We start from the raw sequence: 22,613 nt of genomic DNA on the forward strand, positions 1-22,613 counted from the left end.
ACGCATATGCACTGGCTCTGGGTATTCATCGTGGGTCTGGTCGTGGGTCTGATCGCCAAGATGCTGATGCCGGGCAAGGATCCGGGCGGCTTCATCATCACCGCGATCCTGGGCATCCTCGGCTCGGTCATCTCCACCTATATCGGCGAAAAGCTGGGATGGTGGGGCGAGACGGGCCTCGCGCATTTCCTCGGATCGATCGGCGGCGCGATCGTCCTGCTCCTGCTTTATCACCTGCTGTTCAAGCGCAAAGCCTCCGCCTGACCTCCTGGCGCAGGGACGCGAAACCGGCGACGCCTTGCGCGTCGCCGGTGTTTTTTTCAGTGCCTGGACTCAGGCCCGGTTGGCCCCGCCAAACAGCTTGCCTGCCAGCGACGCCAGCGAGCCCAGGTCGAAACCACCCTGCCCCTGCGCCGGCAACTGGCCCTCGGGCGTCAGATGATCGACCGCATGCGGCAACACCTGCGAGAGCTGGCCCAGCAGCTGGCCCTGGTCGACACCCAGCTTGCCTGCCGCCTCTTGCAGCACGGTGCCGAGCCCGCCGTTCTGCAGTGCCTGGCCGAGCTGGTCGCCCGACACCGCCTGGTTGCCACCGGTACCGACCCACGACTGCACGGCATCGCCCAGACCGTGCTGCTGCAGCATGGCCACCAGGCCCTGCACACCGCCGGCCTTTTCGATCAGCTGGCCCGCCACGGCCACCAGGGATGAACCACCTGCCGGGTTACCCTGACCGCCGCCGAGCAGATCATTGAGAAAAGACATGACTGCATCTCCTTGGGAATGGGATTGACGCACATCGCTTCTTGCGTGGAGCCGTCCGATTCTAGGCCCCTGTTTCCCACATCGCCATGACAGCGCAGCCACAAAAAAAGCCGCCGTCGATGACGACGGCGGCTTCTTCACGCAATGACTACGAACGGGCTCAGCCGCGCTCGTCGAGCACCGCGTTCCATTCCTTCACGCGGTCGGCCTGGGCGGCCAGCAAGGCATCGACGTCGCCTTCCACAGTGACTTTCTCGACGATATCGCCCTGACGGATCGCATCGACGACGGCCTGATCTTCCGGGCCAAGGATTTCGCCGAACACGCTGTGCTTGCCGTCCAGCCACGGCGTGGCGCCATGGGTGATGAAGAACTGGCTGCCATTGGTGCGCGGGCCGGCATTGGCCATGGACAGCACGCCCGGCTTGTCATGACGCAAGGATGCGTCGAATTCGTCTTCGAAACGGTAGCCCGGGCCGCCGCGACCGCTGCCTTCCGGGCAGCCGCCCTGCACCATGAAATCGGCGATGACGCGATGGAACGACAGGCCATCGTAATAGCCGCGACGGGCCAGATTGACAAAGCTGGCCACGGTCACCGGCGTCTTGTCATCGTGCAGGCGCAGATGGATGGGACCGCGGTTGGTGGTCATGGTGACGTTGATGGTCATCAGGGGATCCTTCGTTGAAAGGCAGCGCGCAACCACAGGCGCCCTGCAAGCACGCAAGGATACCGCAGCTGGGATGAGCCGCCAGCCTCTGGTTCAGCGAGGGGCCTGGGTCCAGGTGGCGGGGAGATCCAGCGCATCGCGAGCCAACGCGTTCGAACCGCGCGGCCGTGGCGATGGCGTCGGCACCAGGGCGGGCCACGGTGCGCCTTCATAGATGTGCGACCACAGACGATCCAGCGCCGCATAGCCGTACGGCAGCAGGGGCACGTGACGATCGCCGAAACCGGGGATGGCCAGGAAGGCATCGAAATGCTGGGCGTGCGGCACTTTCCAGTACAGCGGATGGCCGCCCTTGCTGCGCAGCCAGGTGACATAGGGTTCGGAGGTGAACGCCGTCGGCAACAAGCCGTCGGAGGCGCCATGCACCACCCATACCGGCAGGCTGGCGCGTGGTGCTTTCACCGTGGTCGCGGCGACGCCATCGCGCAGCGCCTGCGTGCTCGCATCCCGGTCTTCCCATAGCGAGCGCAAACACAGCACGCCGGGCAGCGTGGGATCGCCGGAACGATCGGCGCCGCCAAACAAACCCACGCCATTCCCGGGCGGAATGCCCGAGGCATCGGCCCACCAGGTGGTACGTGCCGCTGCATCGACCGGCACCGATACGCCTGATGCAGCCACGCCGCCGTAGCGAAATCCGCAAGGCATATCGTCGGGCCCACGACGCATATACGCGGAGGCATAGGCGACCGTGATGGCACGCCACAGATCCAGCGAGGTGGTGGAGGCTGCGGTGGTCATCGCCTCGTCAGTCCAGCCGCTGGCGCGCAGGTGCTCATACGCCTCGGCAGCCTGCGCCGCCACGCGTGTGCCGCTGACCAGCTGGCGCTCATGAAGTTGATGGCAGCGCTGTGCCCAGCGCGGCGGCACCTCACCCTGCGGCGTGCGTGCCATCGGTGCCGCATCGAATCGCGCATCGGCGAGCGCACACGGCAACCAGATCGAGGCATCGGTGGCGTAATCGAACAACGCACGCCCCTGCTCAGGCACGCGCACATTGGGCTCTAGCGCCACGACGCCAGCGAGCATGCGGCCGTCATCCAGACCCGCCGCCTGCAGCACCGCACCGCCACCATTGGAAAGGCCGGTGGCAATGATGCGAGTGTTGTCCGGCGTAAAAGGCGCCTGGTCGGGGAAGGCCCGATTGAGCATGGCCAGCCCAAATTGCGCTGCCTGCAGGACATGCCGGCCCCAGTCGGCCTCGGGGTTGTCGCCTGAATGGGCGTGCTTCACACCTAGATCGACGCGACTGGCGTGGGAGGTCGGTTCGAATTCCAGTGTGGTCGTGCCGCGCTTGACCCGCGTGCCGTCGAGCGCGACGCCTGAGTCGTTGGCGGGGTCGAAATAACCTGCGCCAGCGGCCTTGTCCGTATAGGCCACGGCGCAGCCGCGCGGCAGGCCCCAGGCGCCAGCCAGCGCAATCGCCCCATAGATGCCGCGCGAACCCGACGACGCCGTTACCACCAGACAACGGCGCGAGCGGTCGAAGTTGTCGGGCGCCTGCAACAGCACGCGGTGCGGCGCGTTTGCCCCGGAAATCCAGGCGAACGCCTGGTATTCGCGGCCGGGCACATCGGGCACTCCACCATAGACATGGCCGTAACCGCCCAGCGGTCCCAGATCGGCAATGCCCTTCCAGCTCGCCTGGATCGCACGGCGGCGCAATTCGGCGGCCGTGGGCTGCAAGGGATGTGCGATCGGCGATGGCGGACCGGCCAGGCCATCCAGCCCCAGGCCCGCGCTCAGAAGGTCGTCGCCCTGGCGATGCTCGGTCTGGAGCACCTCGCCACGCACGAAATCGGGGGCATGCATGCCGGAATCCTTGGTCAACGGCGGTGCGGCGCACGACGCCAGCAACGGTGCGACCAAGCATATCCACAGGGAAAGGCGATGGCCCATGCCCTCCATCCCTCTCGGGCGACAGGCCGCCCTCGGGATCAGTCCAGCACAGGTTCGGTCGCTCCCGGGTGACGAACCCCTCCCGGAGCGGCCTTAAACCGTCGTCGAGTCACGGTCTGAACAATTTACTAAGACTTTTCAAGCAAGCTGTCACATAACCCCGTATAATTCTCGGGTTATCCCTCCAGAAACCTCACGCGGCGGCTTTATCCCGCCCGAGCCGACCTCATGTCCATCGAAAATCTGCGCAATATCGCCATCGTCGCCCACGTCGACCATGGCAAGACCACGCTCGTCGACCAGCTGCTCAAGCAGTCCGGCACGCTCAATGAGCGCACCGTGCTGGCCGAGCGCGTGATGGACAGCAACGACCAGGAAAAGGAGCGTGGCATCACGATCCTGGCCAAGAACACGGCCATCACCTGGGAAAACAAGAAGACCGGCGCCAAGAACCGCATCAACATCGTCGACACCCCAGGCCATGCCGACTTCGGCGGCGAGGTGGAGCGCGTGCTGTCGATGGTGGACACCGTGCTGATCCTGGTCGACGCGATGGACGGCCCGATGCCGCAGACGCGCTTCGTGACCCAGAAGGCGTTCGCCATGGGCTTCAAGCCGATCGTCGTGGTCAACAAGGTCGACCGTCCGGGCTCGCGTCCGGAGTGGGTGGTCGAGCAGGTGTGGGATCTGTTCGAGAAGCTCGGCGCCACCGATGAGCAGATGGACTTCCCGATCGTTTACGCCTCGGCGCTGAACGGTTATGCCTCGCTGGACGAGAACGCCCGCGAAGGCGACATGACCCCGCTGTACGAAGCGATCATGCAGCACGCGCCCAAGCCGGACGTCGATCCGGACGGCGCCTTCCAGATGCGCATCAGCCAGCTCGACTACAACAACTTCGTCGGCGTCATCGGCATCGGCCGCATCCAGCGCGGCACCCTGAAGAAGGGCATGCCGGTGTCCGTGATCGACCGTGAAGGCAAGAAGCGCCAGGGCAAGATCGGCCAGGTGCTCGGCTTCCTCGGCCTCGAGCGCATCGAGCAGGAGTCGGCCGAAGCCGGCGATATCGTCGCCATCTCGGGCATTTCCGAGCTGACCATTTCCGATACCGTCACCTCGCTGGAAGTGCCTGAAGCGCTGCCGGCGCTGAGCGTCGACGAGCCGATGATCAGCATGACCTTCCAGGTCAACAACTCGCCGTTCGTCGGCAACAAGGATCTGTCGGGCGGCAAGTTCCTCACCAGCCGCCAGCTGCGTGAGCGCCTCGACCGCGAAAAGGTGCACAACGTGGCACTGCGCGTGGAAGACGGCTCCGACGCCGACAAGTTCCTGGTCTCGGGCCGTGGCGAACTGCATCTGTCGGTGCTGATCGAAAACATGCGCCGCGAAGGCTACGAGCTGGCCGTGTCGCGTCCGGAAGTGATCATCAAGGAAATCGACGGCCAGAAGATGGAGCCGATCGAGCAGCTGGTGGTCGACATCGAAGAGCAGCACCAGGGCGGCGTGATGGAGCGCCTGGGCATCCGCAAGGGTGACCTGAAGAACATGGTGTCGGACGGCAAGGGCCGCGTGCGCCTTGAATACCTGATCCCGGCCCGTGGCCTGATCGGCTTCCAGAACCAGTTCAAGACCCTGACCCAGGGTTCGGGCCTGCTGTTCCACGTGTTCGACCATTACGGTCCGTACACCCCGGTGGCGATCGCCAAGCGCCTCAACGGCGTGATGATCGCCAACGCCGGCGGCACCACCCCGGCCTACTCGCTTGGACCGCTGCAGGATCGCGGCAAGCTGTTCGCCGCCGAAGGCGACTCGGTGTACGAAGGCCAGCTGATCGGCATCCACGCCAAGGACAACGACCTCACCGTCAACGCCATCAAGCCCAAGCCGCTGACCAACATGCGCGCCTCCGGCAAGGACGATGCGATCCAGCTCACCCCGGCGACCAAGTTCTCGCTGGAGCAGGCGCTGGACTTCATCGACGACGACGAGCTGGTCGAAGTCACCCCGAAGGAAATCCGCATGCGCAAGAAGCACCTGACGGAAAACGACCGCAAGAAGGCTTCGCGCGGCGTGGCTTGATCTTTGGATCAGCGATACGTGTAAAGAAAAGGCCGCCGAAAGGCGGCCTTTTGCTTGATAGTGGTGGCCGTATGGCGACCAGATGCCCTGCAGTACGCGCTGGATGCCCAGCTCCGCTTGAAACACCGAAGGTCTCGGGCGCACCTCACCAGCTATATTGAAAGATGGGAAATGCCGAACCAAAACACGCATCCGGCGGGCCATAACAGCCGGGCCCATCACTGATGGGAAAGCTCACCGGTGCGTAAGGCGAAGGTGATGTGAACACCCGCTGGGGTACATAAACGACAAGATTTCCGTCGGCCTGCAAGGCCACATATGTTGAAATCCAATCGGTGTTGCTGAACTGCGAAACCGGCACATTGCTGGGCGTTTGAAAAATGAATGGATTCGCGGTGGAGTAGTCAGTTCTCCACGAGTAGTCCACCACCAATCTTCCCAGATAGACGTAGGCAACGTCGACAGGCTTTCCTGTCGTCCTTGATGACCACATGGCCCCTGATGGCCCATATAAGACGTAGTTTCCATCCGTTTGAAAAGTGACGCTGTACTTCCCAAGGCCGTAGGATTTGCCACGATCGAACTTCGAGTTGTAACCGAACACCATGGCGTTTGCGCCTATCGGGTTACTCCTATCTGAAGTGTTTGAAGACCAAACGGGCGTGTTCTTGAACACGATCCACTGACCGTAATCAGAAATCGCAGCAAATCCGCTCATCCGATAGGTTGTATTCGAGGACCAGACAGCGCCCCCAGTGCGACTGTTATAGAGCACGAAATTTCCGTCGCCCTGCATCGCCGCGTAATCGGCCCCGCGCCCGGTCGTATTTGTGGACCAGAGTGGCTTTCCGCCACTCGTGTAAACCACGAAATTTCCGTCGGCCTGCATGGTCGCGAAATATCTCGAATTATTTGAGTAGATACGCTGACCGGCAGATAGGCCTTGTCCTGGAAGCAGCAATCCAGAGGCAAAACAAGCATTCCAGAAAAAAAGCAGACTAAGGACCAGCAGCGACCTGATTCTCCATTTCATGGAACTCTCCTTCGATATGAAACTACGCAGTGCTGGACGCCCGGAGAGTTAACTCTCCTTTGCTATCCAGCGACCCGCAGTGTCTCAACCCCTATGCAATTCACATAAGGGGGAAATCCTACGAACGTCGTAGCTTCAGGCCATTGGGTCACGAGCGAAGAGTGGGCGATCTTCTACCGGCACTTAGCTTCATTTTTTAAGCCGAGGATCACACGATGAAGTCCACCAGGGCCGCGATGGCAAACGACTACAGGCAATTTTTGGATTTCTTTGCCAGGCACGGCGGCACCGCTGACGGGTATCTCGACGACCACTACTTGCGCTTCACAGCGACGCTGCGCGAGTTTTGTTCAACGTCACAAAAGGAGGGTCAGCACGCGTTGGATGTCGGAGCCCACTGGCTGCATCAAGCCGTGATATGGCGGCGAGCTGGCTTCGATATAGTCGCCATGGATCTACCAGGTACATTGCGAGATCCGCGAATCCAAAGCGTCGCCGGCGAACTCAGCATTTCCCTACTTCCTTGCATGGACATGGAACAAGCCAACGAATTGAATCAACTTCCAGATGATTCGATCGACGTCGTAATCTTCACGGAGATCCTTGAACATATCACCTTCAACCCGGTTGGCTTCTGGCGGCAAATTCACCGCATCCTGAAGCCAGGCGGCCGCATCCTGGTCACAACGCCGAACTACTACTCGTGGAAGGGTCGGGCGTGGCAGCCCCTGCGATTCCTTCGCGGCTTTGGCGGTAGCATTTCCGTGGATGAGGTCTTGGGCAAGCACACCTATGCCCACCACTGGCGGGAATACAGTGCACGCGAGGTCTCTCGCTATTTTCGGCTTCTTTCACCCGACTTCCGCGTCGTCAAACTTCGATTGATGCGTACCTACCGCCCGTCAGACGTATCTTGGAAGCGATTCGTACAGAGAGCACTGGATATTTGTCCGCTATTGCGACCCAATATTCATGCCGAAATTGAGCTAAAAGAGAAGCGGTCCGGAATCGTGGCAACGCCGGCCTGGTGACGCTTCAAGCACGCTCCAGCGCCGCCACACGCCGTTCCAAACGCGGCCCCAGATAGCAATGCGACCCGCACGGCATCAGGCCCACCTCATTGAACGCCTTCAAATACCAGGACGGCGCGCGTGCATGGAAGCCGTCCATATCGCCATCCACCCCATCCTTGCTGGTGAACACTTCCAGGAAGGCGACGCCCTCGAGCATGTCGCTGATGCCGCCAAGGCCCGCGCGAATTTCCGCAGGCTTGAGGTAGTGCAGCACATCCGTGCAAACGATGATGTCGAAACGTTGGTCGAAGCGCAGATATTCCAGTTGCCCAAAGCGCGCCAGGCCGATATTGCGGCTGCGCCCATAACGCGCCACGGCGTATTCGCTCGCATCGATGCCCTGGTAAAGCAGGCCGGGACGCAGCTTCAGTAGCGGCGCGCGCCACACCCCCTCCCCGCATCCCACATCGAGCACCGAGCGCACGGGCCGGCCAAGGTAGTACTCGGCCTGCGCTACCACCATGGCCACTTTGCGGCGCAGCTCCGCGGCTGATGCCACGGTGTGGTCGGGGTGGCGATACCACTTGTCGAAATAGTCGCGGTCGTAAATCTTGGGCACAAGCGATCTCCGGCTTAAGGATAAATAATAGCCCAGCGACGGCGATCACCTGGCCTGAACATGCCATGCCGCAGCATTCTTCCGCAGGAACCTGGGAGCCGCCCCGTATGCCCACGATCCGCATCCGCATGACCGGCACGCGCGACGATGCCGACACCTTGCTCTCGATCCTGCATGGGATCGACGGCATCGAGCACGTCGAGGAAATCGACGACGAGACCGCCTACCCGCGCGACGATTCCAGCTCCACCGAACTGCCCGACGACAACGGCAGTGAGCTCTTCATGATCGAGGTGCTTGCCTCCGATCGTTTGCACAGTGACGCCGTGCGCGCGGTGACCGAAGTGGAAGCCTCCCTGCTTGGTGCGGTCGTCGAATTCGTCGACGAATTCTGACCACCCGCCCGCGCTGCCTGCCCAAGGTCTTGCGCAACGAAACCTGCGCCGTGTCACAGCGCCCACCGGCCCCATGCATCGACCATCGGTCGCAATCTGCCGTCACGCCTGGCTTTCGCGAGTATGACGAAAACGAAGCAAGCGCCTCGCCGAGAGCGCCTCAAGGCTGCGCCGCATGAATCCGCGCCGAACAAAATCGCGGGAGCCGTGCGCCGGACGGTAAGCCGGGCGTGCGGAACCGCGTTCCCATGACTGAATCCCAGCCCTCACCTCAGGACATCCGCCGCATGCGTGATACCCCGAACCGCCCTGGCATTCGTCCCTGGCTGGCCGCCTGCAGCCTGTTGTTGGTACTCGGTCTCGGCGCCGCAGCGGCACGCGATGCGCATGCGCTGTCACAGGACGATGTGGACTGGCTGCGCCGCGACAGCTTCGAGCTCGACAGCGCCACCGTCGCCATGTATCGCGACCTGGGCCGTTCCCGCCTGCTCGACCGACAACTCGATCGGCGCATCAGCGACGACCTTCCCGCACCGATCCAGTCGCTGATCAACTCCTACGAAGCCGCCAATACGCCGACCGAGCAACTGCTGGGCAACCTGCGCGACGAGCAGGAGAAGATCAAGAACATGCCCGACGGCGATGACAAGACCGCCGCCAAGAAAGCGCAGCAACAACACGCCAATGATCTGCTGCAGCAGGCGCAGGAAATCGAACTGCTGCACGCCATCTACGGACCGAACCAGCTGAAGGAACAGATGGTGTGGTTCTGGCTCAACCATTTCAGCGTGTACGGCGCCAAGGGACGCGTGCGCTGGGTGGCGGCCGACTATACGCAGAACGCGATTCGCCCCCACGCGCTGGGCAAGTTCCGCGACCTGGTGATGGCGACGCTGGAAAGTCCCGCGATGATGGAGTTCCTGGACAACGCGCAGAACGCGAAGGGCCACGTCAACGAAAACTATGCGCGCGAGCTGATGGAGCTGCACACGCTGGGCGTGGGCTCGGGCTATACGCAACAGGACGTGCAGCAGCTCGCCCTGATTCTTACCGGCGCCGGCGTGGCGCCATTGCGTGCCCCCGGCGTCATGCGCCCTCGCCTTGCCGAGATGGTCGTGCGCAATGGCCTGTTCGAGTTCAATCCCAAGCGCCACGACTATAGCGACAAGGTGTTGCTCGGCCACACCATCAAGGGCAGCGGCTTCGATGAAATCAGCGAAGCGGTGGACCTGATCACCAAACAGCCGGCGTGCGCGCAGTTCGTCTCGAAGAAAATCGCCGAGTACTTCGTTGCCGATAATCCGTCACCCGAACTGGTGGCGAAGATGGCGCGCACCTTCCAGCACACCGATGGCGATATCGCCCAGGTGTTGCGCACGATGTTCGAGTCCAAGGAATTGGCCGCCAGCTATGGCAAGAAGTTCAAGGACCCGATGCAATTCATGGTGTCCTCGGTGCGCATGGCCTATGACGGCAAACCGATCGCCAACGCCAAACCGCTGCTCAACTGGCTCAATCAGCTGGGTGAGCCGGTGTTTGGGCGCCTGACGCCGGATGGCTGGCCGCTCGACAGCGCCGGCTGGTCCAGCTCCGGACAGATGGCCAAACGTTTTGAGATTGCCGGCGCCATCGGCACCGGCAACAACCGCCTTCTGACGGCGGAAGGCCAGCCCAAGAGCGGCGGCGATTTCCCCATGCTCACCACGCGCCTGTATTACGACACGTTTGATACGACGCTGAGCGCGCCCACGCGTGATGCGCTGGCCAAGGCGACGACTCAACAGGAATGGAACACCTTCCTGCTCTCGTCGCCCGACTTCAATTATCGCTGAGGCATCGCCATGAATCGTCGCGAATTTTTGCTTGCCGCTGCCACCGCTGCCGTTGCCGCACCGGCGATGTCGTTCTCCGGCAAGCTGTTTGCCGCACCGGCGAATACGCCGCGCTTTTTGCTGGTGTTTCTGCGCGGCGGCTACGACTGCAACAACCTCTTGGTGCCCTATAGCAGCGATTTCTACTACGAGTCGCGTCCGACCCTGGCCATCGCCAAGCCAGATCCGTACAACACCAACAGCGCCATCGGCCTCGACAGCAACTGGGCTTTGAACCCGGTGCTGCGCGATTCCATCTATCCGTTATGGCAGAAGCGCCAGGTCGCCTTCGTTCCCTTTGCCGGCACCGATGATTTGTCGCGCAGCCATTTCGAAACGCAGGACAATATCGAATCGGGCGAGCCATCGGCACAGCGCAGCAATTATCGCTCGGGTTTCATGGCGCGGCTGTCGGGACAGATGAGTACGGTGCCCTCGATCGCCTTTACCGACGCACTGCCCCTCAGCTTCCAGGGCAGCGGCCGCGACATTCCCAATATCTCACTGCGCGGCAATCCCAAGCCGGTGTACGACGAGCGCCAGGCAGGCATTCTCGCCAGCATGTACCGTAATACCTCGCTGGCCTCCGCCGCGGCGGACGGCCTTGAACTGCGCCAGAGCGTGTCCAAGGAGCTGCAGGACGAGATGGTGAAGGCCAACCGCGGCGCGCCGAACGCCAAGAATTTCGCCGACGAAACCCAGCGCATCGCCACCATGATGCGCGACCAGTATCGGCTTGGCTTCGTCGATGTCGGCGGCTGGGACACGCACGTCAACCAAGGCAATACCACAGGCCAACTGGCCAACAATCTCGCCAACCTCGGCAAGGGACTGGCCGCCTATGCCGATGCACTGGGCGACGAATGGAACAACACCGTCGTGGTCGTCGTGTCCGAATTCGGCCGCACGTTCCGTGAGAACGGCAACAAGGGCACCGACCATGGACACGGCACGGTGTACTGGGTGCTGGGCGGCAAGGTGAACGGCGGTCGCATTGCGGGCGAGCAAGTGGCCGTGAATGCGCAGAGCCTGCTGCAGAATCGCGACTATCCGGTGATCAACAATTACCGCGATGTGTTGGCTGGGGTGATGGGAAGAATGTGGGGATTGTCGAACAGCCAGTTGTTGTCGGTGTTTCCGGGGGCGAAGCCGAGGGATTTACAGCTTGTCTAGCTGTTGAGTCGCGCACAGGGTGCGCTCCCACAAAGGGTGAGGGCCGCCCTAGCCCTGTGGGAGCGCACCCTGTGCGCGACGCTCTTCACCCATAACGGCCATAACGCCCCGTCATCACCAACTCCCAGCTCACGCCACCGTCAAACGAACTCTCCAGCTTCAGCGTAAACACCTCATCACTCTCGAATGCGTAGACGTGCCGCGTCTGCCCGCGCGGTGAACTGCGCACGAAGGTCAGCCGTTCGCCATTCCACAGCCCCGGCGCCGGCGTACCCGGCACGAAGCCGTAGCTATCGAACCAATAGAGGCTGTACTGATCATGCTCGGGTTCGGCCACGAACACCGCGTGTACCTGCAATGACGGCTTGCCGTCGCGTTCCTCGCGGTAGTCCTGGATCAGCACGCGCCCATTGAGTTGCATGTGCGCCGAGAACCAGCCTATCGCCACTCCGCCTTGTCCCCAGCGCGTGGTGGCGATGGTTTCCTCGCCCTGCCATTCGCCTGCAAGGCGGGTCAGCATGTTCGCGGACATGACTCAGGTGCCCTCGTTCACGCTGCGCACCAGCAAGCCCTTGGCGATGGCGCCATGCAGCTTGCCCAGTCCGCGCACCATATGCAGCGTTGCGAACAACAGGAACACGCCACCGATGCAGGTGAGTATGGCCAGCGGCCAGTAATTGTTGTCGCACAGCCAATGCGGGATGCCGCATTGCAGGTAGATCACATCGGCCACGCTGAGCGCCTTGAGGATCGGCGTGGCGATCAAGCCCAGCGAGATGCTCAGGAAGGTGATGGTGAGCGTGAAATACAGGATACCCAGCGGCAGCATCAGGATCATGTAGAACATCGTGGTCCAGGTGCGGCCATCGGTGAAGATCGCACCGACGCGCCCCCAGAACGACTTGCTTCCATTCGTCGGATACGGCGGCCGGCGCGGCATGCGCACACCGAGCATGGTTTCCACGATGCGCCCTTCCAGCAGCGACAGCGCACGCACTGTGCCGAGGAACAAAATCATGAAGGGAATGCCGATCACCAGCACTGCCAGACCCAGCGAAAGCGAAAGCCCGGTCACGGCCCACGTGAAGTAGAAGATGCCCGTGCCCAGTGCCAGCAGCATGTAGAACAAGGCTCCCCAGGTATGGGAATCGACGGCTACGCCAAAGAAACGACCCAGTGCCGAGCGGCGACGCGGCATCGGCGGCGGACGCAGCGCGCGCTGGATCTTGATCTCCTGGTCGCGATAGATATCGGCAACCTCTTCCGGCGCGCCATAGGTGCTCACCACATGGGCCAGCATGTCCGCTTCGCTGCGCTTGGGGTCTTCGGCCAGCTCGGCGCGCAAGTGTTCCTCGGCGTCGTACAGCGCATCCTGGATCAAGGCCGGATCCGCGCCCTTGAGCGCAGCGCGCAACTGATTCAGATATTCGGCAATCGTGCGTGGTGCGTTCATTACACCCCTCCTTGCAAAACCCCGTCGACAGAATCGCGCGTGGCCGCCCAGGCTTGCACCCAGTCGCGCAACACCTCGCGCCCTTGTTTGGTGATGCGGTAATAGCGCCGCGGCGGACCGCTGATGGAAGGCTCCACCTCGCTGGCCAACAACCCCGCCCCTTCGAGATTGCGCAGCACCGGATACAGCGCGCTCTGCTTGCCGGCGAGCACGCCCTCGCCCACCTCTTCCAGCCGCTTGGCGATCTGGTAGCCATACATCGGCTGCCGCGACTGCCCCAGCACCGCCAGCAGCACCAGCGACACCGTGCCCGCCGACAGCTCCTTCTGGAATTTCTTCAGATGGCTGCTGTTGTCTTCCACGCCCCACCCGCACTGCTACTCATCATGGAGTGAACAATAGTGTGAAGTTCGCACTAGTGCATGGGTATGAAGTCATGGGAGGCCGCTCCAGATACAAACATTGGTGTCAGAGGGGGGGTACAGACATTGGTGTCAGCGCGCTTAGGCGGCTGAGGGGACACGCGGCACCTCGGGACTCGGGGATCAGTTCGCGTGGGTCGGACGACGGGCTCAGCTCGGCCGCCTAGCTCCCGGACTTGATCGCCTAGGCCGATTTTGACCTTCCCCACCGTCGATGCCGAATGCGATCCCATGCTGTATGTCGTGGTCGCCGGACGCGCGCCGGCCTAGCACCCCGAGGCGAGATAGCTTGTATTAACTCCTACAGATACGTAGAGTTCGTGACCATGCATAAGGCACGAAGCTGGCTGCTGTTGATTCTCACCTTGCCGACCGAGAACGCCACGGCGCGCATGCGCTTCTGGCGCGCTCTGAAAGCGATGGGCTGCGCGGTGCTGCGTGACGGGGTCTATCTGCTGCCCCAGGCCCCTCAACACCAGGAGGCGCTGCAGGAGCTGGCCGACGCCATCGTCGAAGCCGGCGGCACGGCCATGCTGATCGACACCTCAAGCCGCGATGAGACCCAGGACATGTTGTTCCTCGGCCTGTTCGATCGCAGCGAGGCCTACACGGAATTCGGCCAATCGCTGTCCACGGTGCGCAAGTCGCTATCGGGCCTGTCCGCACCCGAAGTGAATCGCCTGCTACGTCGTTTGCGCCGCGAGTACGACGCCTTGCGAGCCATCGATTATTTTCCTGGCGAGGCTACGGTACGCGCCGAAGCCACGTGGAGCGATTTCGTAGGCGTCGTCGATATGCTGCTTTCACCCGACGAACCACACGCCGCCCATGGATCGATTGCACGGCGAAATATCGGCGACTACCAAGCTCGTACATGGGCGACGCGGCGGGGCCTGTGGGTAGACCGCGTTGCCAGTGCCTGGCTGATCCAGCGCTTCATCGATACACAGGCGCGCTTTCTATGGCTGGAGAAGCCCTCGGCCTGCCCAAAAAAAGCGCTGGGCTTCGACTTCGACGGTGCAGCCTTCACCCATGTTGGCGAACGCGTGACCTTCGAGGTGCTGCTGGCCAGCTTCGGGCTGGACGACGATCGCGGCCTGTTACGCCTGGGCCAAATGGTGCACGTGCTCGACGTCGGCGGTGCGCCGGTGCCGGAGGCGGGTGGCTTTGAAGCCTTCCTCGGCGGTGCGCGCGAACGTGGCCTCAATGACGATCAACTGCTCGAACAGGCGGGCTACGTACTCGACTCCCTCTATGCCCATTTCGGCAAAAGCGATACCCAACAGAAGCGCTCATGAGCCGCTCTCCGCGATGCTGCATGTAGCGATGCCATGAATGTTTTCCGTCCCCAAGGAAATAACGCCATGAACAATGATTCTCGCCGCCAATTCCTGCAAACCGCCTCAGTCGCCGTGGCCGGTGCCATGCTAGCTGGCACGGTTCAGGCCGCCGACCAAGTCGGTGCTGCCGCTGGCGCGACGACAGTCGCCAATCCTGCTTTCACGCCGCGGCACCAGCCCAAACCGCTGCCGTTCGATCCGACCAAACTGCACGGCATATCCGAAAAGTTGATCCGATCGCACTGGGAGAACAACTACGGCGGTTCGGTGAAAGCGCTGAACACCGTCAAGCAGAAGCTGGCCCTGGCCCTGACCGACAAGGAAACGCCGCCCTACGTCTACGACGACCTCAAGCGCGAGCACCTGATGCGCACCGGTTCGGTGGTGTTCCACGAACTCTATTTCGAGAACCTCGGTGGCGATGGCCAGGCCGACGAGACGCTGCGCCGCGCCATCGGCGAGGCCTTCGGGAGCTACACGGCCTGGGAGGAAGAGTTCCGCAAGATCGGTGCGGGCCTGGGCGGTGGATCGGGCTGGGTGATACTTGGCTACAACCTGCACACTGGGCAGATCGAAAACTACTGGCTGTGGGACCATCTGCACGGTCCCGCCGCGACCTGGCCGCTACTGGTCATGGACATGTACGAGCATTCCTACCAGATGGATTACGGCGCCGCCGCGCCCAAATACGTCGATGCCTTCTTCCAGAATATCCGCTGGAGCGTGGTGGCAGCGCGTTTGGCTAGCGCCCACCGCTTTGCCGAGGCGAGTTAGACCTTCCTAAGCCGATCGCGGGCGTAACTTGCTGGCCTTCGCCCGACCGTTGCCCGACGTTAAGTGAAAAGAATTTAGGCAACGCGAGCTGGAACGCTCAGAAGTGAACTGCGATCAGCTTCGCGATGAGTGCGTCGGGCGAAATTGCGTCGACCACGGTATTTCTTCGGGACGCTTCGGTTAGCGCTCGGCTAGCAGATCTTCGATRCAAATCGGAAGATCAAGCACGCTTTACCCGTAGCGAGAGCAAACGGGACGGAGGTAGTTAATTCGAACAATGGCGGTGGGGCTCAACTATCTCCGTCCGGTTTGTCGTGTCGCGCGTTTGTCCTTAATCAACGAGCGGACGATAGGCGCGGACCACAGGCTTCGCCCTTTCCAAATCGTATCGCGCCTGAAGTGCCAGCCAGTAGAAGGCGGTGGTGTCGAAAGCCAGGGAGAGGCGGATGGCGACCTTGGGGGTGATGGGGTGAGTGTCGGCGATGAAGGCTTTGATCTGATTAGAGGGTATGCCGGTGCGGCGGGCGAGTTGTGCGGGGTTGAGGGCGCTCGGGATCAGGTAGGCGTGCAGCAGAATGTCGCCGGGGGCTCGCAGTGGTTGCGAGGGGTCTACTTCCGAGTGCGGTGTGAGCTGGATCAGTTCCATGGCGGTTCCTCTCTGTCGGACACGGCTGCGCAGCGGCTCAGGCGCTTACAGCGCTCCGTGTCAGTGAATGCTTAGCAGCTTCGTCGGTGGTCGCCCGGGTGCGGCGCATCGCCGTGCTGGCCGATGCGCCGTAACGGCGATCATCGGAGGCGTGTGGTGTTCACTCGAGGCTCGTCACCGAGCAGGCGGGCGTACTGCTGCAAGCAGTGGATGGCCGTGCCCAGGCTGGCCGAGACGGCCACGGGAAGCGGCCATGGCAGCGCTCTGCCAGGGAATCCCCTCGCCTGAGCGTGGCGGCATTGCTCGCTGTCGAGACGCAGCCGCGTGAGGGCGAGTACCGCAAGGGCGATGTCACTGCGAGTGCTATGACGTGGGGTGTCGGGCCATGCAACCGCCGAGGATGACGAGTCGCGAGGCGGAGGAGTGAGGGTGTCGTCAAGGGGAACGGACGAGCGAATGCGTACCGTATGATCGCGGGTAGCCATGATCAACTCCACTTAGTTGGTGATGGTTAGCGGGTCGTGGGTGTTCTCAGCACTCACGGCTCGCGCCTCATGACTTGGTCGTCATGGTCACCCTCTAAGCCTTGCACTACGACAGCGAAAGTGACGGATCGACCCTAACAAGCAGGGGCGGCATCGTCTGTCAGGGTTGAGCGAGATGGACGTCCGCGTGGCCGCAGGCGAGCGTGAGGTCTCTGGGCCGGCGAAATGTCAGCGCCCTTCCCTTTGAAAGCAGAAGAGAGCATGCGACTTTCTGCGGAGCAAGCGCGACGGAGATAGTTAATTCGAACCATGGCGACGGGACTTAATTACCTCGGTCCCGCTAGTGGCGCTCTCGCATCAAATCAGCCTGATTCCCAGCGGGCGCACAGCCCACGCGAACAAGGCAAAACAAACGATGGTGATGATAGCGCTGAGACCGAGCGCCGGCCAGAATCCAAATCGTGCAAAGAGGCGCGGGAACGCCAAGAACATCGGCAAGGTCGGCACCACATACCAGAAGGTGTACCAAGCATGGTTGGTGATTTTCTCAGCCGGCTGCTTTTCGATGTAAAGCCATGTCAGCGCCAGTAGCGTCACCAATGGCAGCGACGCCAGCAGAGCACCCGCCCGATCGCTGCGCTTGGCGACTTCTGACACAGCCACGACGATGGCGGCTGTGATGAGGTATTTCGTAATGATCCAGAGCATGGTCGGAGTCTAACGCGCGGCGGGATCTGCGGATTGAAAAACGTCCGCTATGGATCGAAGGCAGACCCTGTGAATCAAGCTGCCTCGCTTCAACAAGCAGGTGATTTACATGCAGCGGGAACGTCGTGACAACGGAATCACGCTCGCGGTGCTATTGAACGGTGCGAACCGCCCGAGACACCAGGGGACAGACCACGAGAGGAGGTGTCAGTAATGGCTACGATCACCACGCCGGACGGCGTAGAGATCTTTTATAAAGACTGGGGCTCCGGTCAGCCGATCGTCTTCAGTCATGGGTGGCCCTTGTCGGCCGACGACTGGGACGCCCAGATGACGTTTTTTCTTCAGCACGGCTACCGGGTGATCGCCCATGACCGGCGCGGGCACGGTCGGTCCGAGCAGGTCGGCACCGGCAACGACATGGACCACTGGGTCGCTGACCTCGCTGCACTGACCGAGCACCTCGACATCCACGACGCTATCCACATCGGGCACTCGACCGGCGGTGGCGAAGTGGCCCGCTACGTCGCACGCCACCAGAAGCGTGTCGCCAAGGCAGTGCTGGTGGCCTCGTTGACACCGAACATGGTGAAAACCGACGCGAACCCTGGCGGCCAGCCGCAGGAGTTTTTTGAAGGGGTCAGGTCAGGCGTGCTTGGCAACCGGTCGGAGTTTTACCGGGCCGTCCCTGAGGGTCCGTTCTACGGATTCAACCGTCAGGGCGCCAAGCCGTCCGAGGCGGTGATCGCGAACTGGTGGCGCCAGGGCATGGCCGGCAGCGCTCAGGCCCACTACGAAACCGTCGCCTCCTGGCTGGAGGACTACACCGAAGATCTGAAGAAGATCACGGTGCCGGTCCTGGTCATGCATGGCGAAGACGACCAGATCGTCCCATTCGCCAGTGCGGTGCCGCGCGCGGTCGACCTGCTCGCGAACGGTAAGCTGAAGACATACCCTGGCTACCCGCACGGCATGCTCACTACCCACGCGGACGTCCTCAACCCCGACCTTCTCGCATTTATCAAATCCTGACGGGACACCCGCCCGAACCAGAGCCAGGCAATTTGAGTGGCGCGCCCATGGGTGTGCCACTCAGTCTAATTGCCGCTTCGCGTCGGAAACGGGGACATCTCGATCGACCTTATGTAACCCCGCAACGGCCGCAATGTTCTACCGTGTACGGCCACCGTCGGTCATTTCGTCGGTACGGAACATGGTTCGCCAGCGCAGTGTCTCTGGCTCCGACGGGTAGGTGGCATCCGGGCTCCGCGCTGGGCGGGGCTCGATCACCCTGAGGCGATGACCCAGATCCCGCTTGTCCATCGTCTGGATAACTACGGAACGGCATTCGTGCGAAACGCCGGCATCGAGCGACACGATGCGGCCCCCTGACAGCACCGGTTGCGGGCAGCCTTCATCCGTGGTCACGAGCCAGACATCCTTATGCGATCCGTCCACGGTATAGACGGCAATACGATGATCGCCGAGCGGATCCACGCTAGTCATGACGGCGGTATCGGCGATGCTTTCCACCGCATGGCCGGCGGACTTAATGTAGGCATCGCGCTCGGCGGCCTGCAGATCTTTTTGCGGACCCGCCATGGCAACGCCACTCGCCATCAGCCATGCGAAGCAGGCTAGATTCCAAACCTTGCCCTTGCGTATCTTCATGACGACGCTCCCTGGGACGATGCTCGGTTACCTCTTCTACAAGCCGCGCCCCGCAGGATCAACCGGCGGCGCATGAAGATTGTTTCATGCGCTGTCTCGAGGGATGAGGGCATGGCAAACCAATCGGAAAAGAGACCGAGGTAGTTAACCTATTTAACTGCCTCCGTCCCCTTTTCCGACTCAGACGGCTCCTCGGATGCCGCGAGAATGTCACCCCCTTTGGGGATCTGTACCAACGCGGCGGTCGACAAACCTGACGACGACCTTGGCGGCAATGCGAACGAGAGCGGCGCTCCGTTCCACCTCCCCAAGTGAACAAGCTCGTGCACAACATTGCGATGCAGCAGCGTACGGCCACTGTTCTCCCCCGCACGAACATGGACACTGACCGCACGAGGGTCATAACGCACCAGCCACACGTCGCGGGGCGACGATGCCTGGCCGGCGCCTATCGCAAGTTGGCCTCTGTCCCAGCTCATGGAGGGGCCTTGGCTGGAGGCATGTTCAATGGCCTCGTCGAGCTGGCGGCGATTGGTTCCCACCAGGTCGACCTGACCGTTGATATAGATCTGTGGCGTCCAGACGTTATCGTGCTTCTTGTTATGCGCGTAGTCCCACTGCCTTTGTGTATAGGCGTCTCGAGCAAACGTATCTTTCCACCCGAGGTTATCCCAGTAGGTCACGGCAAAGGACAACGCGAGAATCCCCGGCTTTCCGGCAATGGCATTGAGGTTGTCCTGCGCGGGTGGGCATGACGAACAACCTTGGCTCTGGAATAGCTCGACAACGACCAGTGGACGCTGTGGCGTCGGCGGCCCGTCCTGTGCGTGGCTTAGGGCTGCGAATCCCCCTGCCCCGATGATGCTGACAAGCAACTTCAGTAACGCTCGAGCAATCATGGCCATGCCCCTCCGAGTCGGTTGTCAGGTCAGCTACGCCTAGTGCGCGCCTTCGTAAAGTACTTCGTTGCGGCCGGAGGCAAAGTTACACGAAGCGGGATGCGCGTATCCGGCCCAAGTCATTGGAGGGTGATACTCGACGAGCGGATAGCCAAGATACCCGAATGATGGGACGTCGATTGTTCCCGGGGCCGCTTTGGGTCGATAGCGGACATTCCCTTCAACGCTTCAACGGACTACGCGACAAGTCGATGTGCTGCACGCAGCCCGCTTCGGCCGCAGACCAGGTGACTCCCTTGTCGACATGGCGCTCTTCAGGAAATCGCATCTGAGCACACCGTTCTCACGAGGCGCCGAACTGATCAGCGCGGCGGGGAATGGTGTGCTTCATCGCCACTCCTTCCATGCGTCGGTAGCCGCCGTATGTTCACGATCGGCCTGCGAGCAAGTCATCCAGTTGTGCGAACTGTTCGGGCAGGCCTTCCGCCGAACCGGCGAGGGCTTCGTCGAGTGCCGCTTCTGTGGGGTAGAGTTCGTGAAAGGTGACCAGCGTCTTGCCGGCATTTTCTTCGAACGTTACCGTGGTCAATGCGCCTTGGTCGCTATCTTCGTTCGTCCATACGAGGCGCCTGTGCGGCGTTACTTCTCTGTAGGTGCCGAAGAATGCCATCGGTTGATCGAAGGCCGGATGGCTGAACACGAGGCGATACGTGCCCCCGGTGCGAACATCCATGTCGCACGAGACCAGCGACATGCCCACCGACTTGGGAACCCACCACTGCTTGAACAATTCGGGTTTGCTCCACGCTTCGAAGACGATGCGCGCGGAGGCATTGAACGTTCGCCTCACCACGAGTTCGCGGTCGGACATGCGTTCCACGGTGGTGCGGTTCGTGGCGGCGGGACTACCTTTTTCTTCGTTGGGCATCTGCCTTCTCCTTGGATTTCAAGTGCTCGACAAGCTTGTCCAGTGCATCGAAGCGTGCGCTCCATAGTTGGCGGTGCTGCTCGATCCAGGCGGCCTCTTCTTCAAGTCGGCGCTTTCCGAGCTTGCATGTTCGTACACGCCCGACCTTCTCCGTAGTCACGAGGCCCGCCTGCTCCAGGATGCTGACGTGCTTCTTCATGCCCGTGAGCGTCATGTGAAACCTTTGGGCGAGCTCGGAGATCGAGGCGTCTGAACCCCCAAGCTGCTCCAGCACGCCGCGTCGGGTGACATCGGAGAGAGCGGCGAACGTTGTGTCGAGGCGGGCTTGATAGTGAACCATATGGTTCACTGTATGGCACGCATTGCGGGTTTGCAAGCGGATGATCCGCGGGAGCAAATCGCGCGCAGTTTGGGCTCGGCCGCTCCGAGCCCAAACTGCGCATGCCTGGCGCAGCCAACGTTCCGACTGGCGCCCTCGGCCTTCCGCGCTGGATTTTGTTCATAAGAGCAGCGTCGCCACTGTGCGCCACTCGCTGGATCATAGGAGTGCCGGTTGGCGGGAACACGATGCCTTGACGCCACCTTCTCGCACGACCGCCATCCGCCTCACACGCCAGGCCGCACGCTCCGTCTACTCTTCCACTCAACGCGAGAACACCGTGGACGCCATCCAATTGCTGAAATCCGAGCACAAAGAAGTCAAAGAGCTCCTTGTTGAGCTCACAGAAACAACATCACGTGCTGTCAAACGACGCGCGGAGCTGATCGCGACGATTCAAACCAAACTGTCCGCACACGTCGCCATCGAAGAAGAAATCTTCTACCCGGCCTATCGGGATGCGGGTGGCAAGGAGCAGGAGAAGATGTATTACGAGGCTCTTGAAGAGCATCGAGCTGCGAAGGACCTGGTTCTAGGCGACCTCTTCAAGACCGAGCCAGATTCAGAGAAATTTTCGGGTCGCGCAAAGGTGCTCAAGGAGCTCATTGAGCATCACATCGAAGAGGAAGAACAGGAGATGTTCAAACAGGCCAAGGAGCTGCTCGACGAGGACCAATTGCGGTCTCTTGGCGAAGCGATGGCGGAGCGGAAAAAGGAACTGGTCGCCGAGGCCAAAAAGCAACAGGCAGCCTGAGCAGTCACTCCCCAGTTGGCAAGGCAAAGCCGGTCGATCAGCTCAGTCGCCGTCTTTGCTCGGCGAGCACATCGAAGCCGAACGTGGCGCGTATCTTCATATCGCCGGCCACCCGTCCGGCTCCAACTCATAGCCGCCGCGTAGCAAGGTAGCCTCGATATAGAGCTGCAGGGTCACGTGCATTCTGATATCCGGATCTGCTAACGGCGACCAGTCGTTGCGGACCGAACCCAGCGCTTCGGATGTTTGTCCGTCGTAGTGAAACCTGGCGTGCCAGTGCGTTTGCCCGTCTTGCTCGCGTGATGTCGCTCGATACGAGACGGTGCGGTGCACACCTCTGATGTCGCCCATGGTCGATGTCCTGTAGGGCACCCTGCCGTTGGAGTTTATCCAGACGGTTGTAGGGCATCGTGAAACACGGCGGTATTCACTGTTAACAGGGGAGGCGCACGTCGCTAATGCTCAGCGACTTCCAAAAATGCGTCAAAGCCGTATACCGCCCGTATTTTCTCACGTGCATCGACGGCGTTATCGACTGCGTCGGACTCTAATGTGAAGGGCCCCACGTCGGTCTTAT

Annotated in this window: 25 protein-coding genes; 10 read left to right on the forward strand and 15 right to left on the reverse strand. The window is 61.6% G+C overall.

Annotated features, from left to right (window positions below; genetic code table 11):
• Positions 1-6 precede the first annotated feature (6 nt).
• On the forward strand, positions 7-264 hold the full coding sequence (locus AC1DE1_RS04180; RefSeq protein ID WP_477177548.1) for a GlsB/YeaQ/YmgE family stress response membrane protein: 258 nt from the start codon (positions 7-9) through the stop codon (positions 262-264).
• A gap of 69 nt (positions 265-333) precedes the next feature.
• On the opposite strand, the gene AC1DE1_RS04185 is transcribed toward AC1DE1_RS04180, so the two are convergent.
• The 3 genes from AC1DE1_RS04185 to AC1DE1_RS04195 form a co-directional block, all read right to left on the reverse strand.
• Positions 334-765, reverse strand: coding sequence for a YidB family protein (locus tag AC1DE1_RS04185; RefSeq protein WP_441604639.1), 432 nt, complete (start codon positions 763-765; stop codon positions 334-336).
• Positions 766-925: 160 nt separating this feature from the next.
• Complete coding sequence (locus AC1DE1_RS04190; protein ID WP_477163784.1) at positions 926-1,435, reverse strand: peptidylprolyl isomerase; 510 nt, start codon at positions 1,433-1,435, stop codon at positions 926-928.
• Between the two features lie 93 nt (positions 1,436-1,528).
• Complete coding sequence (locus AC1DE1_RS04195; RefSeq protein ID WP_477177547.1) at positions 1,529-3,307, reverse strand: 3-hydroxybutyrate oligomer hydrolase family protein; 1,779 nt, start codon at positions 3,305-3,307, stop codon at positions 1,529-1,531.
• A 315-nt stretch (positions 3,308-3,622) separates the two neighbouring features.
• On the opposite strand from AC1DE1_RS04195, the gene typA reads away from it, so the two are divergent.
• Positions 3,623-5,473 carry a translational GTPase TypA gene (typA, locus tag AC1DE1_RS04200; protein ID WP_441604636.1) on the forward strand — a complete coding sequence of 617 codons (1,851 nt, stop codon included), beginning with the start codon at positions 3,623-3,625 and terminating at the stop codon, positions 5,471-5,473.
• Positions 5,474-5,618: 145 nt separating this feature from the next.
• On the opposite strand, the gene AC1DE1_RS04205 is transcribed toward typA, so the two are convergent.
• Positions 5,619-6,506, reverse strand: coding sequence for a hypothetical protein (locus AC1DE1_RS04205; RefSeq protein WP_477177546.1), 888 nt, complete (start codon positions 6,504-6,506; stop codon positions 5,619-5,621).
• Positions 6,507-6,721: 215 nt separating this feature from the next.
• Between AC1DE1_RS04205 and AC1DE1_RS04210 the strand changes: the two genes are divergently transcribed.
• Positions 6,722-7,537 carry a class I SAM-dependent methyltransferase gene (locus AC1DE1_RS04210; protein ID WP_477177545.1) on the forward strand — a complete coding sequence of 272 codons (816 nt, stop codon included), beginning with the start codon at positions 6,722-6,724 and terminating at the stop codon, positions 7,535-7,537.
• 4 nt (positions 7,538-7,541) lie between these two features.
• Here the strand turns inward: AC1DE1_RS04210 and AC1DE1_RS04215 are convergent, their stop codons facing one another.
• Positions 7,542-8,138: a class I SAM-dependent DNA methyltransferase gene (locus AC1DE1_RS04215; protein WP_477177544.1), complete on the reverse strand. Its 597-nt coding sequence runs from the start codon at positions 8,136-8,138 to the stop codon at positions 7,542-7,544.
• A 107-nt stretch (positions 8,139-8,245) separates the two neighbouring features.
• Between AC1DE1_RS04215 and AC1DE1_RS04220 the strand changes: the two genes are divergently transcribed.
• The 3 genes from AC1DE1_RS04220 to AC1DE1_RS04230 all read left to right on the forward strand — a co-directional run bounded on the left by AC1DE1_RS04220 (position 8,246) and on the right by AC1DE1_RS04230 (position 11,577).
• On the forward strand, positions 8,246-8,533 hold the full coding sequence (locus AC1DE1_RS04220; protein ID WP_477177543.1) for a hypothetical protein: 288 nt from the start codon (positions 8,246-8,248) through the stop codon (positions 8,531-8,533).
• A 287-nt stretch (positions 8,534-8,820) separates the two neighbouring features.
• Positions 8,821-10,365, forward strand: a complete 1,545-nt coding sequence (locus tag AC1DE1_RS04225; RefSeq protein ID WP_477178909.1) for a DUF1800 domain-containing protein — start codon at positions 8,821-8,823, stop codon at positions 10,363-10,365.
• A 9-nt stretch (positions 10,366-10,374) separates the two neighbouring features.
• Positions 10,375-11,577, forward strand: a complete 1,203-nt coding sequence (locus AC1DE1_RS04230; RefSeq protein WP_477177541.1) for a DUF1501 domain-containing protein — start codon at positions 10,375-10,377, stop codon at positions 11,575-11,577.
• 85 nt (positions 11,578-11,662) lie between these two features.
• Here AC1DE1_RS04230 and AC1DE1_RS04235 read toward each other — a convergent pair whose 3' ends face one another.
• The 3 genes from AC1DE1_RS04235 to AC1DE1_RS04245 are packed head-to-tail and all read right to left on the reverse strand — an operon-like array spanning position 11,663 to position 13,392.
• The gene (locus tag AC1DE1_RS04235; RefSeq protein WP_477177540.1) at positions 11,663-12,109 is read right to left on the reverse strand and encodes a DUF1579 family protein; all 447 of its coding nucleotides are present in this window, start codon (positions 12,107-12,109) and stop codon (positions 11,663-11,665) included.
• A gap of 3 nt (positions 12,110-12,112) precedes the next feature.
• Positions 12,113-13,030 (reverse strand): sensor domain-containing protein, encoded by a 918-nt coding sequence (locus tag AC1DE1_RS04240; RefSeq protein WP_477177539.1) that lies wholly within the window; start codon positions 13,028-13,030, stop codon positions 12,113-12,115.
• On the reverse strand, positions 13,030-13,392 hold the full coding sequence (locus AC1DE1_RS04245; RefSeq protein WP_046972573.1) for a PadR family transcriptional regulator: 363 nt from the start codon (positions 13,390-13,392) through the stop codon (positions 13,030-13,032). The genes AC1DE1_RS04240 and AC1DE1_RS04245 overlap by 1 nt, the downstream gene beginning before the upstream one ends.
• A gap of 386 nt (positions 13,393-13,778) precedes the next feature.
• Here AC1DE1_RS04245 and AC1DE1_RS04250 point away from each other — a divergent pair, with 386 nt between their 5' ends.
• Entirely contained in the window at positions 13,779-14,750 is a 972-nt protein-coding gene (locus AC1DE1_RS04250; protein WP_477177538.1) for a chromate resistance protein ChrB domain-containing protein, read from the forward strand.
• 66 nt (positions 14,751-14,816) lie between these two features.
• On the forward strand, positions 14,817-15,566 hold the full coding sequence (locus tag AC1DE1_RS04255; protein WP_477177537.1) for a Fe-Mn family superoxide dismutase: 750 nt from the start codon (positions 14,817-14,819) through the stop codon (positions 15,564-15,566).
• A gap of 331 nt (positions 15,567-15,897) precedes the next feature.
• Here the strand turns inward: AC1DE1_RS04255 and AC1DE1_RS04260 are convergent, their stop codons facing one another.
• Together AC1DE1_RS04260 and AC1DE1_RS04265 are read right to left on the reverse strand one after the other, a co-directional pair.
• Positions 15,898-16,212, reverse strand: coding sequence for a HigA family addiction module antitoxin (locus AC1DE1_RS04260; RefSeq protein ID WP_477177536.1), 315 nt, complete (start codon positions 16,210-16,212; stop codon positions 15,898-15,900).
• Between the two features lie 842 nt (positions 16,213-17,054).
• On the reverse strand, positions 17,055-17,405 hold the full coding sequence (locus AC1DE1_RS04265) for a DUF3147 family protein (protein ID WP_477177535.1): 351 nt from the start codon (positions 17,403-17,405) through the stop codon (positions 17,055-17,057).
• A 213-nt stretch (positions 17,406-17,618) separates the two neighbouring features.
• On the opposite strand from AC1DE1_RS04265, the gene AC1DE1_RS04270 reads away from it, so the two are divergent.
• Positions 17,619-18,437 carry an alpha/beta fold hydrolase gene (locus tag AC1DE1_RS04270; RefSeq protein ID WP_477177534.1) on the forward strand — a complete coding sequence of 273 codons (819 nt, stop codon included), beginning with the start codon at positions 17,619-17,621 and terminating at the stop codon, positions 18,435-18,437.
• A 138-nt stretch (positions 18,438-18,575) separates the two neighbouring features.
• Here the strand turns inward: AC1DE1_RS04270 and AC1DE1_RS04275 are convergent, their stop codons facing one another.
• The 4 genes from AC1DE1_RS04275 to AC1DE1_RS04290 all read right to left on the reverse strand — a co-directional run bounded on the left by AC1DE1_RS04275 (position 18,576) and on the right by AC1DE1_RS04290 (position 21,279).
• On the reverse strand, positions 18,576-19,076 hold the full coding sequence (locus tag AC1DE1_RS04275) for a DUF6491 family protein (protein WP_477177533.1): 501 nt from the start codon (positions 19,074-19,076) through the stop codon (positions 18,576-18,578).
• Between the two features lie 149 nt (positions 19,077-19,225).
• Complete coding sequence (locus tag AC1DE1_RS04280) at positions 19,226-19,981, reverse strand: DUF1223 domain-containing protein (RefSeq protein WP_477177532.1); 756 nt, start codon at positions 19,979-19,981, stop codon at positions 19,226-19,228.
• A gap of 421 nt (positions 19,982-20,402) precedes the next feature.
• A complete protein-coding gene (locus AC1DE1_RS04285; RefSeq protein ID WP_441604622.1) occupies positions 20,403-20,903 on the reverse strand; it encodes an SRPBCC family protein in 501 nt (166 codons plus the stop codon).
• The gene (locus tag AC1DE1_RS04290) at positions 20,881-21,279 is read right to left on the reverse strand and encodes an ArsR/SmtB family transcription factor (protein WP_441604621.1); all 399 of its coding nucleotides are present in this window, start codon (positions 21,277-21,279) and stop codon (positions 20,881-20,883) included. Before AC1DE1_RS04290 ends, AC1DE1_RS04285 begins: the two co-directional genes overlap by 23 nt.
• A gap of 283 nt (positions 21,280-21,562) precedes the next feature.
• On the opposite strand from AC1DE1_RS04290, the gene AC1DE1_RS04295 reads away from it, so the two are divergent.
• Positions 21,563-22,036: a hemerythrin domain-containing protein gene (locus AC1DE1_RS04295; protein WP_477177531.1), complete on the forward strand. Its 474-nt coding sequence runs from the start codon at positions 21,563-21,565 to the stop codon at positions 22,034-22,036.
• 96 nt (positions 22,037-22,132) lie between these two features.
• On the opposite strand, the gene AC1DE1_RS04300 is transcribed toward AC1DE1_RS04295, so the two are convergent.
• Complete coding sequence (locus AC1DE1_RS04300; RefSeq protein WP_441604619.1) at positions 22,133-22,387, reverse strand: hypothetical protein; 255 nt, start codon at positions 22,385-22,387, stop codon at positions 22,133-22,135.
• Positions 22,388-22,613 lie beyond the last annotated feature (226 nt).

The organism is Dyella sp. 05T440, from assembly GCF_056395965.1.